Source organism: Geodermatophilus sp. SYSU D00708 (assembly GCF_054050115.1).
The window spans coordinates 22645-41298 of record NZ_JBJGYS010000012.1; the positions used below are offsets into that span (position 1 = coordinate 22645).

An 18654-nucleotide genomic window follows, 5' to 3' on the forward strand; every position below is an offset into this window, starting at 1 on the left:
GAGTCGCTTACACCGAGCGAAGTTGACGCCTACGCAACGACACGCGTGTAATTCCGGCGGTGTCATCGAGTGCTGAGCGGCCCGGGAACGTCCCGAGGAGCGCACTTCGGGACGAGAGCGAGAGGGGACGCATCGTCATGGCAGAGGTCTCGTGGCTTCGCGACTACGTCAGCGCTTCGGAGCGCAACGCCGACCGGGGGCCGGCCGGCCCGGGCCAGGCGTTCGCCGGCCTGTGGAGCCTGGGCCTCGAGGCCGATGCCCAGTCGTGGCAGGAGCGGGCCCTCTGCGCGGAGACCGACCCGGAGGCGTTCTTCCCCGAGAAGGGCGGTTCCACGCGCGAGGCCAAGAAGATCTGCACCGGCTGCGAGGTCAAGGCCGAGTGCCTCGAGTACGCGCTGGCCAACGACGAGCGCTTCGGCATCTGGGGCGGGCTGTCCGAGCGTGAGCGCCGCCGCCTGCGCCGCCGCGCCGTCTGAAGGACCTCGTCCTCCGCCCGACACTCACGCGGCGTGTTCGCCGACCCGGCCCCCTGCAGGGACCCGACGCGAGCGTGCGAGCGGTGGGGGGCAGGGGGTCCTTTCACTGACACCAGCGCCGAGCAGTTCCACAGCCGCCGACGGATCGCCGTCGGCGGCTGTGGTGCCATTCGGGGTGTGACGGGGACACGGGTGGCCGCCGGCCGGGCCGAGGTCGTGCGGGAGCTGCGCGCGGCCGGCCCCCTGCTGGCCCGCGTCCGCGCCCCCGTCCCGGCGCGGCCGCCGTGGCTCACCGCCGTGCTCAACGCGCAGTCCCCGCGCCGCTGGGCCGGCGTCCGGCCGCTGGCCGTCGCCGTGGACCGGCCCGGCTCCGGCGCGACGGCGGAGACGGCGGCCCTGGCCGCGCTCGTCCTGCACGGCCGCGGCCCGCGGGTGCTGGTCACGCTCCTCGGCGACGGCGTCGGCCCGGTGCCCCCGGGCTCGGCGCCGGCCCGGGTGCCGGTGCGTGACGACGCGGCCGCGGCGCAGCTGGCCACCGGCGTCCTGGACCTGGTCGAGAGCCTGCGCCGGCCCTGGACCCTGCGGCTGACCGGCCTGCCGCTCGGCGACCCCACGACCCGCGAGCTCGGCCGGCTGCGCCCGGAGACCGCCTTCGCCAACGCCCGCAGCGCGACGCTCGTCGACGCCCTCGACGAGGTCGGCCCCGTGGACCGCAGCCGCGACCCGCGCGAGCTGGAGCGGTGGCTGCCGCAGCTGCTGGCCCGCGAGCCCGACCCGCGGGCCCGGTCCTTCCTGCGGGCGTCGGCGCGGCTGCACGCGGCGATCGGCCAGCTGGAGGTCGCCGTCCTCTCCGACGGCGGGCGGCTGCGCGCGGGGCTGCTGGTCCTCGACGACGGCATCGACCGCCGTCCGTGGTGGGGCTTCTCCGACGTCGGCGGGCTCCGGCGGGAGATGGGCGCGCCGCTGGTGACGGTGAGCCTGGACGGCGGCCGGCCGGCCGAGCTGCTCAGTCGCCGTACCGGACGACATTGACCCCCGGTGCGTCGACCGTCGTCGCCCGGTCGGTGCCCAGGAAGAGGGTCCCCTCGGCGGCCGCGCGGCCGTCGCGCACCTCGGCGGCGGGCGTGACGGTCACCGTCAGCTCGTAGACCCGCCCCGTGTACGCCGGTGCGGTCCCGATCGGCCGGGTGTAGGTGGGGAACCGGCCGGTCAGCCGGACGTCGTCCCCCTCGCGGGTCACGGTCAGCGCGGGGGAGGGCAGGTCGGCGTACTCCGTCCTCGACCGCACGCACCCGGCGGCCTCCGGGTCGGCCGGCGCGGTGTCGGTCAGGCAGTTCCAGGTCGGGAACCGGACGTGCGCCAGCGCCACGTCGTGCTCGGCCGGGCCACCGGCGGCCGTCACGCTCACCGTGGGGTAGGCGACGGTGACGCCGACGGCGTGCTCCTCGACGACGACGCCGCCGAAGCCCAGGGTCGCGGTCACGCCGTCCGCACCGAGGGGGATCGACCGGCTGGCCAGCGCGCCCGCGCCGGACTCGCCGGGCAGCGGGTCCGACGGGACGCCGGGCAGCGCCGGCAGCGGGGCGGCCGTCGTCGGCCCGACCGTGGGCCGGGGGACCGACGACGGCGCGGGCGGCGCCGCCGCGGAGGGGTCCCCGCCCACGAGCGCGGCCACCAGCGCGACGGTGGCGACGAGCACCAGGGCCGCCGCGGCCATGCCCGCCACCGCCCGACCGGCGCCGGGCGCGTCGTCGGCCGGGGGAGTCGGGGCGGACGACGGGGGCTCGGCGGCCGCGGGCGCGGTCGCCGGTGTGCCCGGGGGTGCCTCGAGGAAGCCGGGCAGGTCGTCGTGCGGATAGCGGCTCCGCGGCCGCTCGGGGGGCGGCGGCGCGGCCGGGGCGACCGGCGCCCGCGACCGTCCTCGGCGGTTGCGCAGCCCCACCGCGACCAGCCCGGCCAGCGCGAGCAGCGCCACGCCCAGCACGACCCAGGGCACGGCGGCCGGCGCGGAGGAGTCCATCCCGGCAAGCATCGCAGGGGGCGTCCGCGACCCCGGGCAGGCGACCGGCCGGGGGCGCGCGCTCCGTGCGCGGCCCGGGAGGGGCTGGGACGATCCCTCCGGTGAACACCAGCAGCGGGGCGACGGCGGCCGAGGCCGCGGTGCGGGAGAGGGTGGGCGCGCTGCTCACCGAGCTCGGCGTCGACCAGCCGCTCACCGCGGCCACCGACCTGTCCGCCTCGCTGGGCGTGCTGCAGGGCGTGCTGGCCGACCGGGTGGTCGACCTCGCGGTCACCGAGAGCGGGCGCCGTCGGCTGAGGGCGGAGCTGCGCGGACGGCGCTGGGCCGAGGAGCGGCAGATCGGCGTCCCCGAGGTCCTGGCCGCCGCCGACGACGGCCGGTGGCTGCTGTCGCGCCGGGTGCACCCGGGACCGACCGGCGGTCCGCAGTGGACCGAGGCCGCGGTCGACGCCGCGGTGCGCATCGCCCCGCTGCCGGGGCCGTCGGGCAGTCCCTGGCAGCCGCCGGCCCGCCCGGCGTTGCGCCGCGCGCGGGCCACGGTGGGCGACACGGGCCGGCTGGTGCGCGCGGGGATCCGGCTGGGAGAGCTGCGCGCGGTGCGGGCCGCGGCGGCCCAGCTGCCGCTGTCGGAGGTCACGCACGGGGACCTGCGCGCCGCCAACGCCCTCCTCGACGACGAGGGCCGGATGGTGGTGCTGGAGTGGACCGGCGTGCGCCCGGGCCCGCGGCACCGCGACCTGCTGACCCTGTGGGCGAGCACCGTCGGCGACGAGGACCGGGCGCAGATCGCCCGGGTGGTCCTCGACCGGACCGCGGGGTGGGAGGAGCCCGACGTGGGGCTGCTGTGGCACGCGGTGGCCCTCGAGCAGCTGGTCGCCCGGATCACGCGGGCCGACCGCGGTGACGGGCTCGACCTCGCCTTCTGCCGGGCGCGGCTGGCCGACGCGCGGGGCATCGCCGCCGAGCTCGGCAGTCCGGTCCAGACCCGCTGACCCCGCCGCGAACCCGCGCGGCCGTCTTCGTTCAGCCGGTGGGGTCGATCTCCTCGGGGTCCCGGCCCAGCAGCACGGCGACCTGGTCGACGACGACGTCGCGCACGAGGTCGGCGAGGTCGTCGCGGTCGTGCGCCCGCAGTTCCAGCGGCCGCCGGTAGACCACGATCCGCGGGGCGACCTCGCGGCCGTCCTCGCGGTGGGCCGGCAGCACCCGGGCCAGCGGGACGCTGCCGTCGTCGAGCACGTCGGCGTCCAGGACGACCTCGTCGGGGCTGGTGTGCTCGACCCACGGGACGTCCTCGACGGCGAACTCCACGCCGGCCAGTTCCTTCTCCCACCGGCGCTCGAGGTCCTCGACCGCGTCGAGCACGAGGTCGTCGAACTGCTCGGCGCGGCTGCGGGCCAGCGGCACCCCGTCGGGGACCAGACGCCCGCGCAGGCCGCGGCCGTGCCGGTCGCGGCGGGAACGGGCGGGTCGGGTCATGGCGTGTGCGAGCGTACGGCCGGTGCGGACGGGTGTGCGCTCCGGAGGCCCCTCCGCCGGTCCCCGCGGCGTCGTCCCGGGCCGGGGCGTCCGTGACCGTCGTGGAGGATGTGGCTGCTGCTCCACCGGGGCCGAGAAACCCGGTGTGCCTGATGCCAACCGGCCGGGTACGCGTCTACTGTGCCCTGCGTGAGGAACCGGTGGTGAGGCAGTCACGTCGCTGCTCGCGCAGCGGCTGCGCGCAACCGGCGGCAGCGACCTTGACCTACGTGTACGCGGAGTCGACCGCTGTCGTCGGCCCGTTGGCGACGTTCTCGGAGCCGCACAGCTACGACCTGTGCGAGTTCCACGCCGAGCGGCTGACCGTGCCGCGCGGGTGGGAGGTCGTGCGCCACGAGATCGACGTCGAGGACTCCGGCCCGACCGGGGACGACCTGCTGGCCCTGGCCGACGCCGTCCGTGAGGCGGCCCGGCCCGAGCCCCCGCGCAACCCGGCGGACGACGGCAGCGGCACCCGCCGCGGCCACCTGCGGGTGCTCCCCGACATCACCTGAGGACCCTCGCCGGCCCCAGCGGGGCGCCGCTGCGCCGGGGACCGGGCGCGCCGTTAGGGTCGCTCGCGTGGCGGACCTCTCCTCGATCATCAAGGCCTACGACGTCCGGGGCGTCGTCCCCGACGAGTGGGACGAGGACGTCGCCCGCCGCATCGGCGCCGCCTTCGCGGAGTTCGTGGCCCGGGAGAGCGGCGCGACGGCGATCGTCACCGCCCACGACATGCGCGACTCGTCCGTGCCGCTGTCGCGGGCCTTCGCCGAGGGCGCGCTGAGCCGCGGCGTCGACGTGGTGGAGGCCGGTCTCGGCTCCACCGACATGCTGTACTTCGCCGCCGGGTCGCTCGGCGTCCCCGGCGCGATGTTCACCGCCAGCCACAACCCGGCCCGCTACAACGGCATCAAGCTCTGCCGTGCCGGCGCCGCCCCGGTTGGGCAGGAGTCCGGGCTGGCCACGGTCCGGGAGTGGGCGGAGCGCGACTCCTACGACCGCGTCCCCGACCGGGCGGCGTCCATCGCGCAACGCGACGTCCTCGCCGAGTACGCCGCCCACCTCCGCTCGCTGGTCGACCTCTCCGGCATCCGGCACCTGCGGGTGGTCGTCGACGCCGGCAACGGGATGGGCGGGCACACCGTCCCGGTGGTCCTCGCCGACCTGCCGGTCGAGGTCCTGCCGCTGTACTTCGAGCTCGACGGGTCCTTCCCCAATCACGAGGCCAACCCGCTCGACCCGGCCAACCTCGTCGACCTGCAGGCCGAGGTCCGCCGCACCGGCGCCGACATCGGCCTGGCCTTCGACGGCGACGCCGACCGCGTGTTCGTCGTCGACGAGCGGGGGGAGCCGGTCAGCCCCTCGGCGATCACCGCGCTGGTCGCCGTCCGGGAGCTGGCCAAGGGCCGGGGGACGACGATCATCCACAACCTGATCACCTCGCGGGCGGTGCCCGAGATCGTCCGGGAGCACGGCGGCGAGCCGGTGCGCACCCGCGTCGGGCACTCGTTCATCAAGGCGGAGATGGCCCGCACCGACGCCGTCTTCGGCGGCGAGCACTCCGCCCACTACTACTTCCGCGACTTCTGGCGGGCCGACACCGGCATGCTCGCCGCCATGCACGTGCTCGCCGCGCTCGGTGAGCAGAGCCGGCCCCTCTCGGAGCTGACCGCCGCCTACAGCCGGTACGCGGCCTCGGGCGAGATCAACTCGACCGTCGAGGACGCGGCCGGGCGTACGAAGGCCGTGCGCGACGCGTTCGGGGACGAGGACGGCGTGACCGTCGACGAGCTCGACGGGCTGACCGTCGGCCTCCCCGACGGGTCGTGGTTCAACCTGCGGGCGAGCAACACCGAGCCGCTGCTGCGGCTGAACGTGGAGGCGCCCGACGAGGCGCGGATGGCCGAGTTGCGGGACCGAGTGCTGGAGATGGTGCGCGCATGACCAGTTCGTCACCCGACACGAGCGGCCCGCTGGGGCTGGACCCGCTGCTGCTGGAGATCCTCGCCTGCCCCGACACCCACCACACCCCGCTGACGGTGGACGAGGCCGCGGGCGAGCTGGTGTGCCCGACGTGCGACCGGGCCTTCCCGGTGCGCGACGGCATCCCGGTGCTGCTGCTCGACGAGGCACGCCACCGCGGCAGCGGGGACCGGACGCCGTGACCTCGCCCGAGCTCGCCGAAGAGGTCCTCGACGACCTCGACGTGCTGCGGGCCCGCGACCCGCGCGGACTGCTCCCGGCGGTCGCCGGCGCCGGCGCGCAGGTCCGCGAGACCGCCCGGCTGACCGAGGAGGCCGGCCTGGAGCGGGTCACCACGGGAGGCCGGCCGCGCGGCCTGGTCATCGTCGCCCGCCGCGAGGGCGCGGTCGCCGCGCAGGTGCTGCGCGCGCTGCTCGGACCGTCGAGCCCGGTCACCGTGGACGTCGTCCCCGGCCCGGACCTGCCCGTGTGGACCGGGCCCAGCGACATCGCCGTCGTCGCCACCCGGACCGGCGCCGGCCGGTACGCGGTCACCCCCGCCTACGAGGCCGCCCGCCGCGGGGTGACGCTGCTGGGGATCGGGGCGGACGACGCGCCGCTGCGCGCGGCCTGCTCCACCGCCCGCGCCCCCTACGTCCCGCTGCCGTCCTCGCGGGTCCGGCACACGACACTGTGGTCGCTGCTCACGCCGCTGCTGCAGCTCGCCACCGGCCTCGAGCTGCTCTCACCCGGCGTGGCGGACCTCACCGCCGTCGCCGACGCGCTCGACGAGGTCGCCTCCGAGTGCGGTCCGGCGCAGGAGTCGTTCGTCAACCCGGCCAAGACCCTCGCGCTGGAGCTGCTCGACGCGCTGCCGGTCATCGTCGCCGAGGGGCCGCTGGCCGGGACGGCGGGCGCGCGGATCGCCGACCAGCTGGCCACCCTGGCCGGGCTGCCGGTCACCACCTTCCGCATGCCCGACCAGCGGGTCGCCGCGTGCGCCGTGCTCGGTGGTCCGCTGGCCCCGCAGGGCGGCGAGGACGACTTCTTCCGCGACCGGGCCGAGGACACCGGCCGCCGGTTGCGGCTGCTCACCGTCCGCGACACCCACGCCGGCGAGCACGACGGGGCGGGGGAGCGGGAGCCCCGCTCGGCCGCGGAGGCGCTGCAGGAGGCGCTGCGCACGGCCGCGTCGGCCAACGTCCCGGTCAGTGGACTGGCCGAGCACGGGGAACCGGAGCGCTACGGCCGGTTGCCGCACCTCGCCCGGCAGTTGGCCGTCGCCGACTTCACCGCCGTCTACCTGGCGCTGGCGCTGGACTCCGAGCGGGGCACCCGCCCGTGACGGCGCTGCGGCAGGCGCCCGGCGAGCCCGCGTAGGTGCGCCATCCGCCGGACGCCCCGTCCGCCGGTCGGGGCGTTCGACGTGTCCGGCCGGGTACCACCGTCGGGGACGTCGAGCCGGTGACCGCGCGTGGTACGGCCCGACAGGTCACCATCACGGTGACAGGACGACAGCGCTGACCGACCGGAAGGACTTCCCTTGGCGGGTGGACTCGTAGCCCTGTTCGACGACGTGGCGACGCTGGCGCGCGCCGCCGCGGCCTCCGTCGACGACATCGGCGCCGCCGCCGGGCGGGCCAGCGCGAAGGCCGCGGGCGTCGTCGTCGACGACACCGCCGTCACGCCGCAGTACGTGCACGGCCTGGCCGCCGAGCGCGAGATCCCGATCATCAAGCGCATCGCCAAGGGGTCGATGCGCAACAAGCTGCTCATCCTGCTGCCCCTGGTCCTGCTGCTCAGCCAGTTCCTGCCGTGGCTGCTCACCCCGATCCTCATGATCGGCGGCGCCTATCTCTGCTACGAGGGTGCGGAGAAGGTCTGGCACAAGATCCGCGGCCACGACGAGGGCCACGGCGACGGCGAGGCGGCGCCCCCGGACGAGGACAGCATCGTGTCCGGCGCCGTGCGCACCGACTTCATCCTGTCCGCCGAGATCATGGTGATCTCGCTGAACGAGGTGGTCGACGAGGGGTTCTGGGCGCGGGCGGCGATCCTCGCGGTCGTCGCGATCGCGATCACCGTCCTCGTGTACGGCGTCGTCGGCCTCATCGTGAAGATGGACGACGTCGGGCTGAACCTGTCGCAGCGCCCGTCGAAGGCCGTGTCCCGGCTCGGTCACGGGCTGGTGAAGGCGATGCCGCGGCTGCTCGCCGTCATCACCGTGGTCGGGACCGCCGCGATGCTGTGGGTCGGCGGGCACATCCTGCTGGTGGGCACCGACGAGTTGGGCCTGCACTTCCTGTACGAGACCGTGCACCACTGGGAGGAGGCGGCGCACGAGGCCACCGGGGCGCTCGGCGGCGTCGTCGGCTGGCTGACCAACACGCTGGCCAGCGCCGTCCTCGGGCTGGTCGTCGGCGCGGTGATCGTCGCCGTCATGAACCTCACCGTGCACCGCTTCAAGGCCCAGCGCGCCGGCAAGGCGGAGTCGCACTGAGCGTCTCCCCGGCTCCCCGCCGGTAGCAGGACGCCCTGCCCCGCCGCCTGCACGCCCGCGGGGCCGGGGCGGGACCCGTACCGGGCGGAGCCGTGTCTGCCGCGATCGGTCACCGCGGCGGGGGAGAGTGGAGCCATGGACCGCACGCACCTGTCGCCGGCGCGCCGACGGGCCGACCGTGCCCGGCTGGCCGACGAGGTCGTCGACGTGCTGGTGATCGGCGGCGGGGTGACCGGCGCGGGCGCGGCGCTGGACGCGGCCAGCCGGGGGCTGTCGGTCGGGCTGCTCGAGGCGCGGGACTGGGCGGCGGGCACCTCCAGCCGGTCGAGCAAGCTGGTCCACGGCGGGCTGCGCTACCTGGAGCAACTGGCGTTCCCGCTGGTCCGCGAGGCGCTGCACGAGCGGACCCGGCTGCTGCAGACGATCGCGCCGCACCTGGTGCGCCCCCTGCCGTTCCTGCTCCCGCTGCCCGCCCGCTGGCAGCGGGCCTACTACGGCGCCGGCGTGGCCCTCTACGACGTCCTCGGCGCCGCGCTGGACGCCGACCGTGCGCTGCCCGCGCACCGGCACCTGTCCCGCCGGGCCACGCTGGCCGCGTTCCCGGGCCTGCGCCCCGACGCCGTGTCCGGCGCCATCCGCTACTGGGACGCCCAGGTCGACGACGCCCGGCACACCCTCGCCGTCGTCCGGACGGCGGCCGGCTACGGCGCCCGCGTGCTCTCCAGCGCCCGCGTGACCGGGTTGCTCCGGGACGGTGAGGGGAGCGGGGCGCCGGTGGTCGGCGTGCGCGTCTCCGACCTCACCGACGGCACGTCCTTCGCCGTCCGGGCGCGCAGCGTCGTGGCCGCCACCGGCGTCTGGAGTGACGACGTCGGCGCGATGCTGGGCACGTCCGCGCCGAGCCTGCGGGTCCGCGCCTCCAAGGGGGTGCACCTGGTGGTGCCGCGCGCGGCGATCGACGGCGGCGACCTCCCGGACGGCGAGCGGTCCGGGTTGATCCTGCGGACGCCGACCAGCGTGCTGTTCGTCATCCCCTGGGGCGACCAGTGGATCATCGGCACCACCGACACGCCGTGGAAGCTCGACCGCGACCACCCCGCGGCCAGCAGCGCCGACATCTCCTACCTGCTCGACCAGGTCAACCGGGTGCTGGCCGAACCGGTCACCGCCGACCAGGTCGTCGGCGTCTACGCAGGCCTGCGCCCGTTGCTCGCCGGGGAGGCCGACCAGACCAGCCGGCTCTCCCGCGAGCACGCCGTGGTGACGCCGGTCCCCGGGCTGGTGCTCGTCGCCGGCGGCAAGTACACGACCTACCGGGTGATGGCCGCCGACGCCGTCGATGCCGCCACCGCCGCGCTCCCCGGCGTGCCGCCCTCGCGCACCGCGCACCTGCCGCTGGTCGGCGCGCACCGCTGGGCCGCCGTCCGCGACCGCGCCCCCGAGCTGGCCGCCGCCGCCGGCCTGCCCGTCGACGTCGTCGACCGGCTGCTGCACCGGCACGGCGACGAGGTGGGGGAGGTGCTCGACCTGGTGCGCGCCGACCCGGGGCTGGGCCGGCCGCTCCCCGGGGCGCCGGCGCACCTGGCCGCCGAGGTGGTGCACGCGGTGCAGGTGGAGGGGGCGCTGCACCTCGACGACGTCCTCACCCGGCGCACGCGGATCTCGATCACCACGCCGCACCGGGGGACGGAGTCCGCGGCCGCGGTCGCCGCGCTGATGGCCGGGCCGCTGGGCTGGGACCGGGAGCGGACCGAGCGGGAGGTCGCGCACTACGCGGCCCGGGTCGCCGCCGAGCGGGAGTCCCAGCGGATGCCCGACGACCGCACCGCGGACGCCGCGCGGCTCGGCTCCCCGGACGTGCGATCGGCCGTGTGAGCGGGCCTCACCCCGAAGGGGGAGCGTCCCAGGCGGCGGCTCCACCCGGCACGGAACGGTTCCGACATGACCGGTGTGCTCGACTCACCAGTAGCCTCGTCAGTGATGTGGCAGCTCACCAGCGCGGTCCGCTTCTACCCATGGGGCAGCCGCACCGTCATCCCCGAGCTGCTCGGGCAGCCCAGCCCCGCTGAGCGTCCGCACGCGGAGCTGTGGATGGGGGCGCACCCCGACGAGCCGAGCCTGCTGGCCGACGGCCGCCCCCTCGACAAGGCCATCGCCGAGGAGCCCGAGCGGCTGCTCGGTCCGGGCGTCGTCGAGCGGTTCGGTCCCCGGCTGCCGTTCCTGATGAAGGTCCTGGCCGCCGACCAGCCGCTGTCGCTGCAGGCGCACCCCACGATGGAGCAGGCCGCGGCCGGCTTCGCCGCTGAGGAGGCCGCCGGTGTCCCGCACGACGACCCCACCCGGACGTTCAAGGACCCGTGGCACAAGCCCGAGCTGCTGCTGGCGCTGACCACCTTCGAGGCGCTGTGCGGCTTCCGGCCGGTCGAGGAGTCGCTGCACTGCCTGGCCAAGCTGCAGCTGCCCGAGCTCAAGCCGACCATCGCGGCGCTGGCCCGCGGCGGCCTGCGGGCGGCGATCCCGCAGTTGCTGGCGCTGTCCGAGCGGCGCCGGACCTCCCTGGTGGAGGCCGTGGCCGAGGCCGGGGCGCGCTTCGTCGCCGCCCACGACCCGGAGTTCATCAACACCTACCGGTGGGCGGCCACGCTCGCCGAGGCCTACCCCGGCGACCCGGGCGTGGTCATCTCGCTGATGTGCAACCACCTGAAGCTGGCGCCCGGTGAGGCGGTCTTCCTGCCCGCCGGCAACCTGCACGCCTACCTCAGCGGCGCCGGCGTCGAGGTGATGGCCAGCTCCGACAACGTGCTGCGCGGCGGCCTGACCAGCAAGCACGTCGACCTGGCCGCGCTGATCGAGGTGCTCGACTTCAGCGACGGCAGGGTGCCGGTCATCCACCCCGTCCTCGGGCCCGGCGGCCTGCGCTACCCCGTGCCGGTCGAGGACTTCGACCTCACCCGCGTCCAGCTGGGCATCGAGCCGGGCAGCCTCACCACGCGCGGCCCGCAGGTGCTGCTGTGCACCGAGGGACGCGCCGTGCTGAGCGCGGGCGACGGCGAGCTGGTCCTGGACAAGGGCGAGTCGGCCTTCGTCCCGGCGGGCGAGCCGATCACCGCCCGCGGCCCCGCGCTGCTCTACCGGACGACCACCAACCTGGCGTGACGGCCGGGCAGGGCGTGTCAGCCCCCTGACGCCGGCGTCGCGGCCTAGCGTCAGGAGGCCGTGTCCGTCCGCTCCCGCTCCCCGCTGCGCCGGCTCGCCGCCGGCGCGGTCGCGCTCGCCCTCGCCGGGGCCCTTCCCGGCTGCGAGCTGCTCACCGGCACCGGGGTCGACGGCGGTCCGCTCACCGGCGTCCTCTCCGACGACGCCGCCGACCAGGCCATCGCCACGGCGCCGGCGGGGAGCGCGCTGGCCACCCTCGGCGAGATCGACGTCAAGGGCCGGGCGCCGCGCACCGGGTACGAGCGGGCGCGGTTCGGCGACGGCTGGGTCGACACCGACCGCAACGGCTGCGACACCCGCAACGACGTCCTGGCCCGGGACCTGACCGGTGAGACGTTCCGGCGGGGCAGCGACTGCGTCGTCCTCACCGGCACCCTGGCCGACCCCTACTCGGGACGGACCATCGCCTTCCGGCGCGGCGAGGACACCAGCGACGACGTGCAGATCGACCACGTCGTCGCGCTGTCCGACGCCTGGCAGAAGGGCGCCCAGCAGTGGACCGCGGAGAAGCGCACCGCCTTCGCCAACGACCCGCTGAACCTGCTGGCCGTCGACGGCCCGCTCAACCAGCAGAAGAGCGACGGCGACGCGGCCACCTGGCTGCCGCCCAACACCGCCTACCGCTGCACCTACGTCGCCCGGCAGGTCGCGGTGAAGGCCGGCTACGGCCTGTGGACGACCCGGGCCGAGCGCAACGCCGCCGCGACGGTGCTCTCCGGCTGCCCCGGCCAGCCCCTGCCCGGCGCGACCCCCGCCGCGCCGGGGTCGGCCGAGGTCACCTATGTCGACTGCGCCGCCGTCCGGGCCGCCGGGGCCGCCCCCATCCGGCGGGGTGAACCGGGCTGGCGGGACACCTTCGACGGCGACGGGGACGGCGTCGGCTGCGAGTGACCCGCGCGGCGCCCGCGTATCGTGGACGCCGGCACGAGCCCCGCCGAAGCCTCGGCATGCTCGCTCTCCTCGCCGTGCGCGGGGATCGAAGCGACCACGCATGGCCTGGCCGGGTGGCCGGGCCGGAACCTGGAGCGACATGACTGCCTCGACCGGCACCCGCGTCCTGACCGACGGCGACTTCAAGGTCGCCGACCTCTCCCTCGCCGGCTTCGGCCGCAAGGAGATCACCCTCGCCGAGCACGAGATGCCCGGCCTCATGGCGCTGCGCGCCGAGTACGGCGACGCGCAGCCGCTGGCCGGCGCGCGGATCGCCGGCTCGCTGCACATGACCGTGCAGACCGCCGTCCTCATCGAGACGCTGCGCGCGCTCGGCGCCGACGTCCGGTGGGTGAGCTGCAACATCTTCTCCACCCAGGACCACGCCGCCGCGGCCATCGTCGTCGGCGACGGCACCGCCGAGGAGCCCACCGGCGTCCCGGTGTTCGCCTGGAAGGGCGAGACGCTGCCCGAGTACTGGTGGTGCACCCAGCGGCTGTTCGAGTTCCGCGACGAGAACGGCGACGTCGTCGGCCCGAACATGCTGCTCGACGACGGCGGTGACGCCACCCTGCTGGTGCACCTCGGCACCCGCTTCGAGGCCGAGGGCGCCGTCCCGGAGACGACGGAGGTGGACTCCGAGGAGTACGGGGTCATCCTCGACGTCCTCCGCGGCACCCTGGCGGAGGACGAGCAGTACTGGACCCGCATCGGCCAGGCCATCAAGGGCGTGACCGAGGAGACCACCACCGGCGTCATGCGCCTGTACGAGCTCGCCCGCGAGGGCCGGCTGCTGTTCCCGGCGATCAACGTCAACGACTCGGTCACCAAGAGCAAGTTCGACAACCTCTACGGCTGCCGGCACTCGCTCATCGACGGCATCAACCGCGCGACCGACGTCATGATCGGTGGCAAGGTGGCCGTGGTCTGCGGCTACGGCGACGTCGGCAAGGGCTGCGCGGAGTCGCTGCGCGGCCAGGGTGCCCGCGTCATCGTCACCGAGATCGACCCTATCTGCGCGCTGCAGGCGGCGATGCACGGCTACGAGGTGGCCACCCTCGACGAGGTGATCGGCAAGGCCGACATCATCATCACGGCCACCGGGAACAAGGACATCATCACCGCCGAGCAGCTCGGCCGGACCAAGCACCAGGCGATCGTGGGCAACATCGGCCACTTCGACAACGAGATCGACATGGCCGGCCTGGCCCGCACCCCGGGCATCGAGCGGACCACCATCAAGCCGCAGGTCGACGAGTGGCGGTTCGCCGACGGCCACACGATCATCGTGCTCTCCGAGGGCCGGCTGCTGAACCTGGGCAACGCCACCGGGCACCCCAGCTTCGTGATGAGCGCGTCGTTCTCCAACCAGGTGCTCGCCCAGATCGAGCTGTGGAGCAACCGCGCCGCCTACGAGGGCAAGGCGCCGGAGGTGACCGTCCTGCCGAAGAAGCTCGACGAGCACGTGGCCCGGCTGCACCTCGACGCGCTCGGCGTCAAGCTCACCGAGCTGACCAAGGTGCAGGCCGACTACATCGGCGTGCCGGTCGAGGGTCCGTTCAAGAGCGACCACTACCGCTACTGAAAGGACCACCCTTCCCCCCACGCCTCGCACGCTCGGCGCGGGGCCCTGAAGGGTGGCCGTTCCAGCACGTCACCAGGCCCTGTGAGGGGCCTCTCCCGAGTTCGTGGGGGGCGTACTCCTGCGACTGGGGACACGTGTGGGGCACCCGTCCGGTCGACCGACCGGGCGGGTGCCCCCGCTTTCGTCCGGGACCAGCGCAGAATGGTCGCCGTGCCACCCACCGCTCCCCAGAACGGGTCCAGCCGCGGCCGAGTCCTGGTCGTCGACGACGACGCCGCCCTCGCCGAGATGCTCGGCATCGTGCTCCGGCGCGAGGGCTACGAGCCGGCGTTCGTCTCCGACGGCAACCGCGCGGTGGGCGTGTTCCAGCAGACCCGCCCCGACATCGTGCTGCTCGACCTGATGCTGCCCGGCCGCAACGGCCTGCAGATCTGCCAGGACATCCGGCAGCAGTCCACCGTCCCGATCGTCATGCTCACCGCCAAGGGCGACACGATCGACGTCGTCCAGGGCCTCGAGGCTGGTGCCGACGACTACGTCACCAAGCCGTTCAAGCCCGTCGAGCTCGTCGCCCGGGTGCGCGCGCAGCTGCGCCGCGGGGAGACCGGGCAGGCGGAGAACCTGGCCATCGGCGACGTGCAGATCGACGTCCCGGCCCACCAGGTCACCCGGGACGGCGTCCCGATCGCGCTGACCCCGCTGGAGTTCGACCTGCTGGTGGCGCTGGCCCGCAAGCCGCGGCAGGTGTTCACCCGCGAGCTGCTGCTCGAGCAGGTGTGGGGCTACCGGCACGCGGCCGACACCCGGCTGGTCAACGTCCACGTGCAGCGGCTGCGCGCCAAGATCGAGCGTGACCCGGAGAAGCCGGAGATCGTGCTGACGGTGCGCGGGGTGGGCTACAAGGCGGGGCCGCCGTGAGCGAGGTCGTGGGCACCCCGGGTCGACCGTGAGCACCACCCGGCCGGCGGTCCCGGAGGTCGAGTCCGTCCCCGAGCAGGCGGCGGCGCCGCCGTCGTCCTCGGCCGGCGTGGTGGTGCCGGGCGGCGGACGGCTGCCGGGGGACCTGGTGGCGCTGCGCCGGCAGCTGCGCCGCCGCGCGGGCCGGGCCCGCCGGGTCACCCGGCGACTGGCCGCGCGGGCGCTGCACGCGTGGCGGTCGTCGCTGCACGTGCGCGTCGGCGCGATCACGATGGTCGTCGCCGGCACCGTCGTGGTGATCGTCAGCATGGTGCTGTTCAGCCAGATCCGCGACCAGCTGCTGTCGGTGAAGCGGCAGGCCGCGGTCGACCAGGCGCAGGCCGGGGTGCTGTACGCGCAGACCGAGGTCGCCGGCATCGCCACCGGGGACGCCGCGAGCGTGCGCTCCACCCTCGACCGCACGGTCAAGAGCCTCCTGGAGCGGGGCAGCCCGGCCGGTGACTTCGACGTCGTCATGGTGCACCGCAGCGGCGACACCGAGCGCACCGCCACCAGCCGCCGCTACGTCTACCCGGCCATCCCCGACGAGCTGCGCTCCGACGTCGCCTCCGGTGGCCAGTTCTCCCAGTACGCCATGGTCCCCGACGCCTCCGGCGAGCCGCGACCGACGCTGCTCATCGGCGCCCCGGTGCCCTCGGACGCGTCGTCGGCCGAGCGGATCGAGCTGTACTACGCCTTCCCGCTCGACCAGGAGCAGGAGAGCCTGTCGCTGATCCGCAGCACCGTGGCGATCAGCGGCATCGCGCTCACCCTGTTCGTCGTCGGTATCGGCGTGCTGGTGACCCGGCTCGTCGTCGACCCGGTGCGGCAGGCGGCCGGCACCGCCCAGCGGCTGGCGGAGGGCCAGCTCGAGGAGCGGATGGAGGTGCGCGGCGAGGACGACCTCGCCCGGCTGGCCACCAGCTTCAACGCGATGGCCGACAGCCTGCAGCGGCAGATCACGCAGCTGGAGGGGCTGTCCCAGCTGCAGCAGCGGTTCACCTCGGACGTGTCGCACGAGCTGCGGACGCCGCTGACGACCGTTCAGATGGCCGCCGAGATCCTCTACGAGTCGCGCGGTGACTTCCCGGCGTCGGTGGCCCGCTCGGCGGAGCTGCTGCACACCGAGCTGGACCGGTTCGAGGCGCTGCTGACCGACCTGCTGGAGATCAGCCGCTACGACGCCGGCGCCGCCGTCCTCGACGCGGCGCCCACCGACCTCGGCGCCCTGGTGGGGCGGGTGGCCGCGGGGATGTCGACGCTGGCCGAGCGGCACGGCTGCGCGCTGTCGGTCACCGGCCCCGACCACGAGGTCATCGCCGAGGTCGACGCCCGGCGGGTCGAGCGGATCCTGCGCAACCTGGTGGGCAACGCCATCGAACACGGCTCGGGCAGGCCGGTGGAGATTACCTGGGCGGCGAACCGGACGGCGGCGGCGGTGACCGTCCGGGACCACGGGGTGGGGCTCTCCTCGGCGGAGGCCCAGCACGTGTTCGACCGGTTCTGGCGGGCCGACCCGTCGCGGGTGCGCACCGTCGGCGGCAGCGGCCTCGGGCTGTCGATCAGCCTGGAGGACGCCCGGCTGCACGGCGGCTGGCTGCAGGTCTGGGGCCGGCCCGGCGCCGGCGCCCAGTTCCGCCTGACCGTGCCGCTGACCGCCGGCGCGGAGCTCACCAGCTCGCCGCTGCCGCTGCGGCCCGCGGTGGCCCGCCGTCCGGGGGTTGCGGGATGAGGGGCCGGGCAGGCGTGCTGGCCGCCGTCCTCCTCGTCCTGCTGGGCGCCTGCTCCACGGTGCCGACGTCCTCGCCGACGGTGCAGATCACGCAGGCGCCGAGCCGTCCCGACGGGGACGTCGGGATCGAGCCGCTGTCGCCGGAGCCGGGGGCGACCCCGGAGGAGGTCGTGCGGGGGTTCGTCGAGGCCGCGGCCAGCGCCGTCCGCACGCACCCGGTGGCCCGCGAGCACCTCGTCCCGGACGCGGCGGGGACGTGGTCGGACGAGGCGGGCATCACCGTCCTGGGCCAGGACTACACGACGGTCACCACCGACGCGGGCACCGTCGTCCTCACCGCCAACCAGCTGGGCACGATCGACCAGCGCGGCGTGTTCACCGTCGCCCCGCAGGAGGTCTACACCCGGGAGTTCACGCTCCAGCAGGTGGCCGGCGAGTGGCGGATCACCGACCCGCCGGACGGGCTGCTCATGCTGGAGCCCGACTTCGAGCGCCTCTACGAGCGGCGCGACCTCTACTTCGTCGACCAGACCGGACAGCGCGTGGTGCCCGACCCCCGGTACCTCATCAGCGGGGAGTCCCAGCCGACGGTGCTGGTCGAGCGGCTGCTCGACGGGCCGTCGTCGATGCTGTCGGCGGGGGTGCGCAACGAGCTGGCCGGGGCCGGGTTGCGCAGCACGGTGACCGCCTCGACCCAGACGCTCACCGTCGACCTGACCGGCCTGGCCGACGCCGAGCCGGCACGCCTGGCCGCCGTGTGCGCCCAGCTGGTCTGGACGCTGGAGCCGCTCACGGTGCAGTCGGTGGAGATCCGCCTCGACGGGGACCCGGTCCGGCTCGACGGCGTCCCGGCCGATCAGACGGTGGACACCTGGGCGGCGTTCGACCCCGACGCGGTCCCCGTGGACGCCGTCGGCCACTACCTCGACGCCGGCGTCCTGCGCACCGTGGACGCCGCCCCGGCGCCCGGCCCGGCCGGGACCGGCGCCTACCGGCTCACCAGCGCGGCGGTCTCCAGCGGGAGCACCGGGGAGCTCGACCAGATGGTCGGCGTCACCGAGGCCGACGGGCAGGCGACGCTGCTCGCCGGGCCCTACGGCGGCGACCTGGTCCCGGTCCTGTCCGGCAGCACCCTCAGCGTGCCGACGGTCGCCGCCACCCGGGCGGAGTTCTGGGTGGTCCGGGACGGCGGGGCGGTGGTGCGCGTGCCCGCGGGCGGCACCGCGCAGCCGGTCAACGCGCCGACGCTGCCGGGCCTCGGGCGGACCACCGTGCTGCAGCTGTCCCCGGACGGGGCGCGCGCCGCCGTCGTGGCGGAGAACGGGCAGGGGCAGAGCCTCTATGTCGGCACCGTGGTGCGGTCCGAGGAGGGGCCGGTGGCCCTGCGCGACCTGCGGGCGGTGGCCCCGACCCTGTCGTCGGTCGTCGACGTGGCCTGGCGGACCGCGGGCAGCCTGCTCGTGCTGGCCGGCGACGCCGGGCAGGACCGCATCGACCCCTACGTGGTGGGCGTGGACGGCTGGGGGCTCAGCGAGGTGCCCACGGCCGGGCTGCCCAGCCAGCCGACCCGCGTGGCGGCCGCGCCGGGCCGGGTGCCGCTGGTCAGTGCCGGCGGCACCATCTGGCAGTGGCAGGTGGCCGGCGGGACGTGGGTGACCCTCGTCCGCGGTGCCCAGCCGCAGCCCGGCAACGAGCCGTTCTACCCGCTCTAGGAAAGGACCCCGTCCTCCCGACCCTTCGCAGGCTCAGGGCGGG

17 protein-coding genes are annotated in these 18654 nt (G+C 75.4%); 15 read left to right on the top strand and 2 right to left on the bottom strand.

What is annotated here, in order from left to right; genetic code table 11:
* Positions 1-137: 137 nt before the first annotated feature.
* Together ACI79D_RS11830 and ACI79D_RS11835 are read left to right on the top strand one after the other, a co-directional pair.
* Positions 138-476, top strand: coding sequence for a WhiB family transcriptional regulator (locus ACI79D_RS11830; protein ID WP_456918606.1), 339 nt, complete (start codon positions 138-140; stop codon positions 474-476).
* A 177-nt stretch (positions 477-653) separates the two neighbouring features.
* Entirely contained in the window at positions 654-1508 is an 855-nt protein-coding gene (locus tag ACI79D_RS11835) for a hypothetical protein (protein WP_456918607.1), read from the top strand.
* On the opposite strand, the gene ACI79D_RS11840 is transcribed toward ACI79D_RS11835, so the two are convergent.
* Positions 1483-2496: a hypothetical protein gene (locus tag ACI79D_RS11840; RefSeq protein WP_456918608.1), complete on the bottom strand. Its 1014-nt coding sequence runs from the start codon at positions 2494-2496 to the stop codon at positions 1483-1485. The two genes, ACI79D_RS11835 and ACI79D_RS11840, sit on opposite strands and share 26 nt — an antisense overlap.
* 101 nt (positions 2497-2597) lie before the next feature.
* Between ACI79D_RS11840 and ACI79D_RS11845 the strand changes: the two genes are divergently transcribed.
* A complete protein-coding gene (locus tag ACI79D_RS11845) occupies positions 2598-3488 on the top strand; it encodes a phosphotransferase (RefSeq protein ID WP_456918609.1) in 891 nt (296 codons plus the stop codon).
* Between the two features lie 31 nt (positions 3489-3519).
* On the opposite strand, the gene ACI79D_RS11850 is transcribed toward ACI79D_RS11845, so the two are convergent.
* Positions 3520-3975, bottom strand: coding sequence for a metallopeptidase family protein (locus ACI79D_RS11850; RefSeq protein ID WP_456918610.1), 456 nt, complete (start codon positions 3973-3975; stop codon positions 3520-3522).
* 152 nt (positions 3976-4127) lie between these two features.
* Between ACI79D_RS11850 and ACI79D_RS11855 the strand changes: the two genes are divergently transcribed.
* From ACI79D_RS11855 to ACI79D_RS11910, 12 genes are all read left to right on the top strand, one after another.
* The gene (locus ACI79D_RS11855) at positions 4128-4529 is read left to right on the top strand and encodes a DUF3499 domain-containing protein (protein WP_456918611.1); all 402 of its coding nucleotides are present in this window, start codon (positions 4128-4130) and stop codon (positions 4527-4529) included.
* Positions 4530-4596: 67 nt separating this feature from the next.
* Positions 4597-5961, top strand: a complete 1365-nt coding sequence (locus ACI79D_RS11860) for a phosphomannomutase/phosphoglucomutase (protein ID WP_456918612.1) — start codon at positions 4597-4599, stop codon at positions 5959-5961.
* Entirely contained in the window at positions 5958-6182 is a 225-nt protein-coding gene (locus ACI79D_RS11865; RefSeq protein ID WP_456918613.1) for a Trm112 family protein, read from the top strand. The genes ACI79D_RS11860 and ACI79D_RS11865 overlap by 4 nt, the downstream gene beginning before the upstream one ends.
* Positions 6179-7324, top strand: coding sequence for an SIS domain-containing protein (locus ACI79D_RS11870; protein ID WP_456918614.1), 1146 nt, complete (start codon positions 6179-6181; stop codon positions 7322-7324). The genes ACI79D_RS11865 and ACI79D_RS11870 overlap by 4 nt, the downstream gene beginning before the upstream one ends.
* A 198-nt stretch (positions 7325-7522) precedes the next feature.
* A complete protein-coding gene (locus ACI79D_RS11875; protein WP_456918615.1) occupies positions 7523-8479 on the top strand; it encodes a DUF808 domain-containing protein in 957 nt (318 codons plus the stop codon).
* A 135-nt stretch (positions 8480-8614) separates the two neighbouring features.
* Positions 8615-10354 (top strand): glycerol-3-phosphate dehydrogenase/oxidase, encoded by a 1740-nt coding sequence (locus ACI79D_RS11880; protein ID WP_456918616.1) that lies wholly within the window; start codon positions 8615-8617, stop codon positions 10352-10354.
* A 105-nt stretch (positions 10355-10459) separates the two neighbouring features.
* Complete coding sequence (gene manA, locus ACI79D_RS11885) at positions 10460-11635, top strand: mannose-6-phosphate isomerase, class I (protein ID WP_456918617.1); 1176 nt, start codon at positions 10460-10462, stop codon at positions 11633-11635.
* Positions 11636-11695: 60 nt separating this feature from the next.
* Positions 11696-12586 (top strand): GmrSD restriction endonuclease domain-containing protein, encoded by an 891-nt coding sequence (locus tag ACI79D_RS11890; RefSeq protein WP_456918618.1) that lies wholly within the window; start codon positions 11696-11698, stop codon positions 12584-12586.
* 139 nt (positions 12587-12725) lie between these two features.
* Positions 12726-14210 carry an adenosylhomocysteinase gene (gene ahcY / locus ACI79D_RS11895; RefSeq protein ID WP_456918619.1) on the top strand — a complete coding sequence of 495 codons (1485 nt, stop codon included), beginning with the start codon at positions 12726-12728 and terminating at the stop codon, positions 14208-14210.
* 201 nt (positions 14211-14411) lie between these two features.
* Entirely contained in the window at positions 14412-15128 is a 717-nt protein-coding gene (mtrA, locus tag ACI79D_RS11900; protein ID WP_456918620.1) for an MtrAB system response regulator MtrA, read from the top strand.
* Between the two features lie 28 nt (positions 15129-15156).
* Entirely contained in the window at positions 15157-16899 is a 1743-nt protein-coding gene (mtrB, locus tag ACI79D_RS11905) for an MtrAB system histidine kinase MtrB (protein ID WP_456918621.1), read from the top strand.
* On the top strand, positions 16896-18611 hold the full coding sequence (locus ACI79D_RS11910; protein WP_456918622.1) for an LpqB family beta-propeller domain-containing protein: 1716 nt from the start codon (positions 16896-16898) through the stop codon (positions 18609-18611). Before mtrB ends, ACI79D_RS11910 begins: the two co-directional genes overlap by 4 nt.
* The last annotated feature ends 43 nt before the right edge of the window (positions 18612-18654 follow it).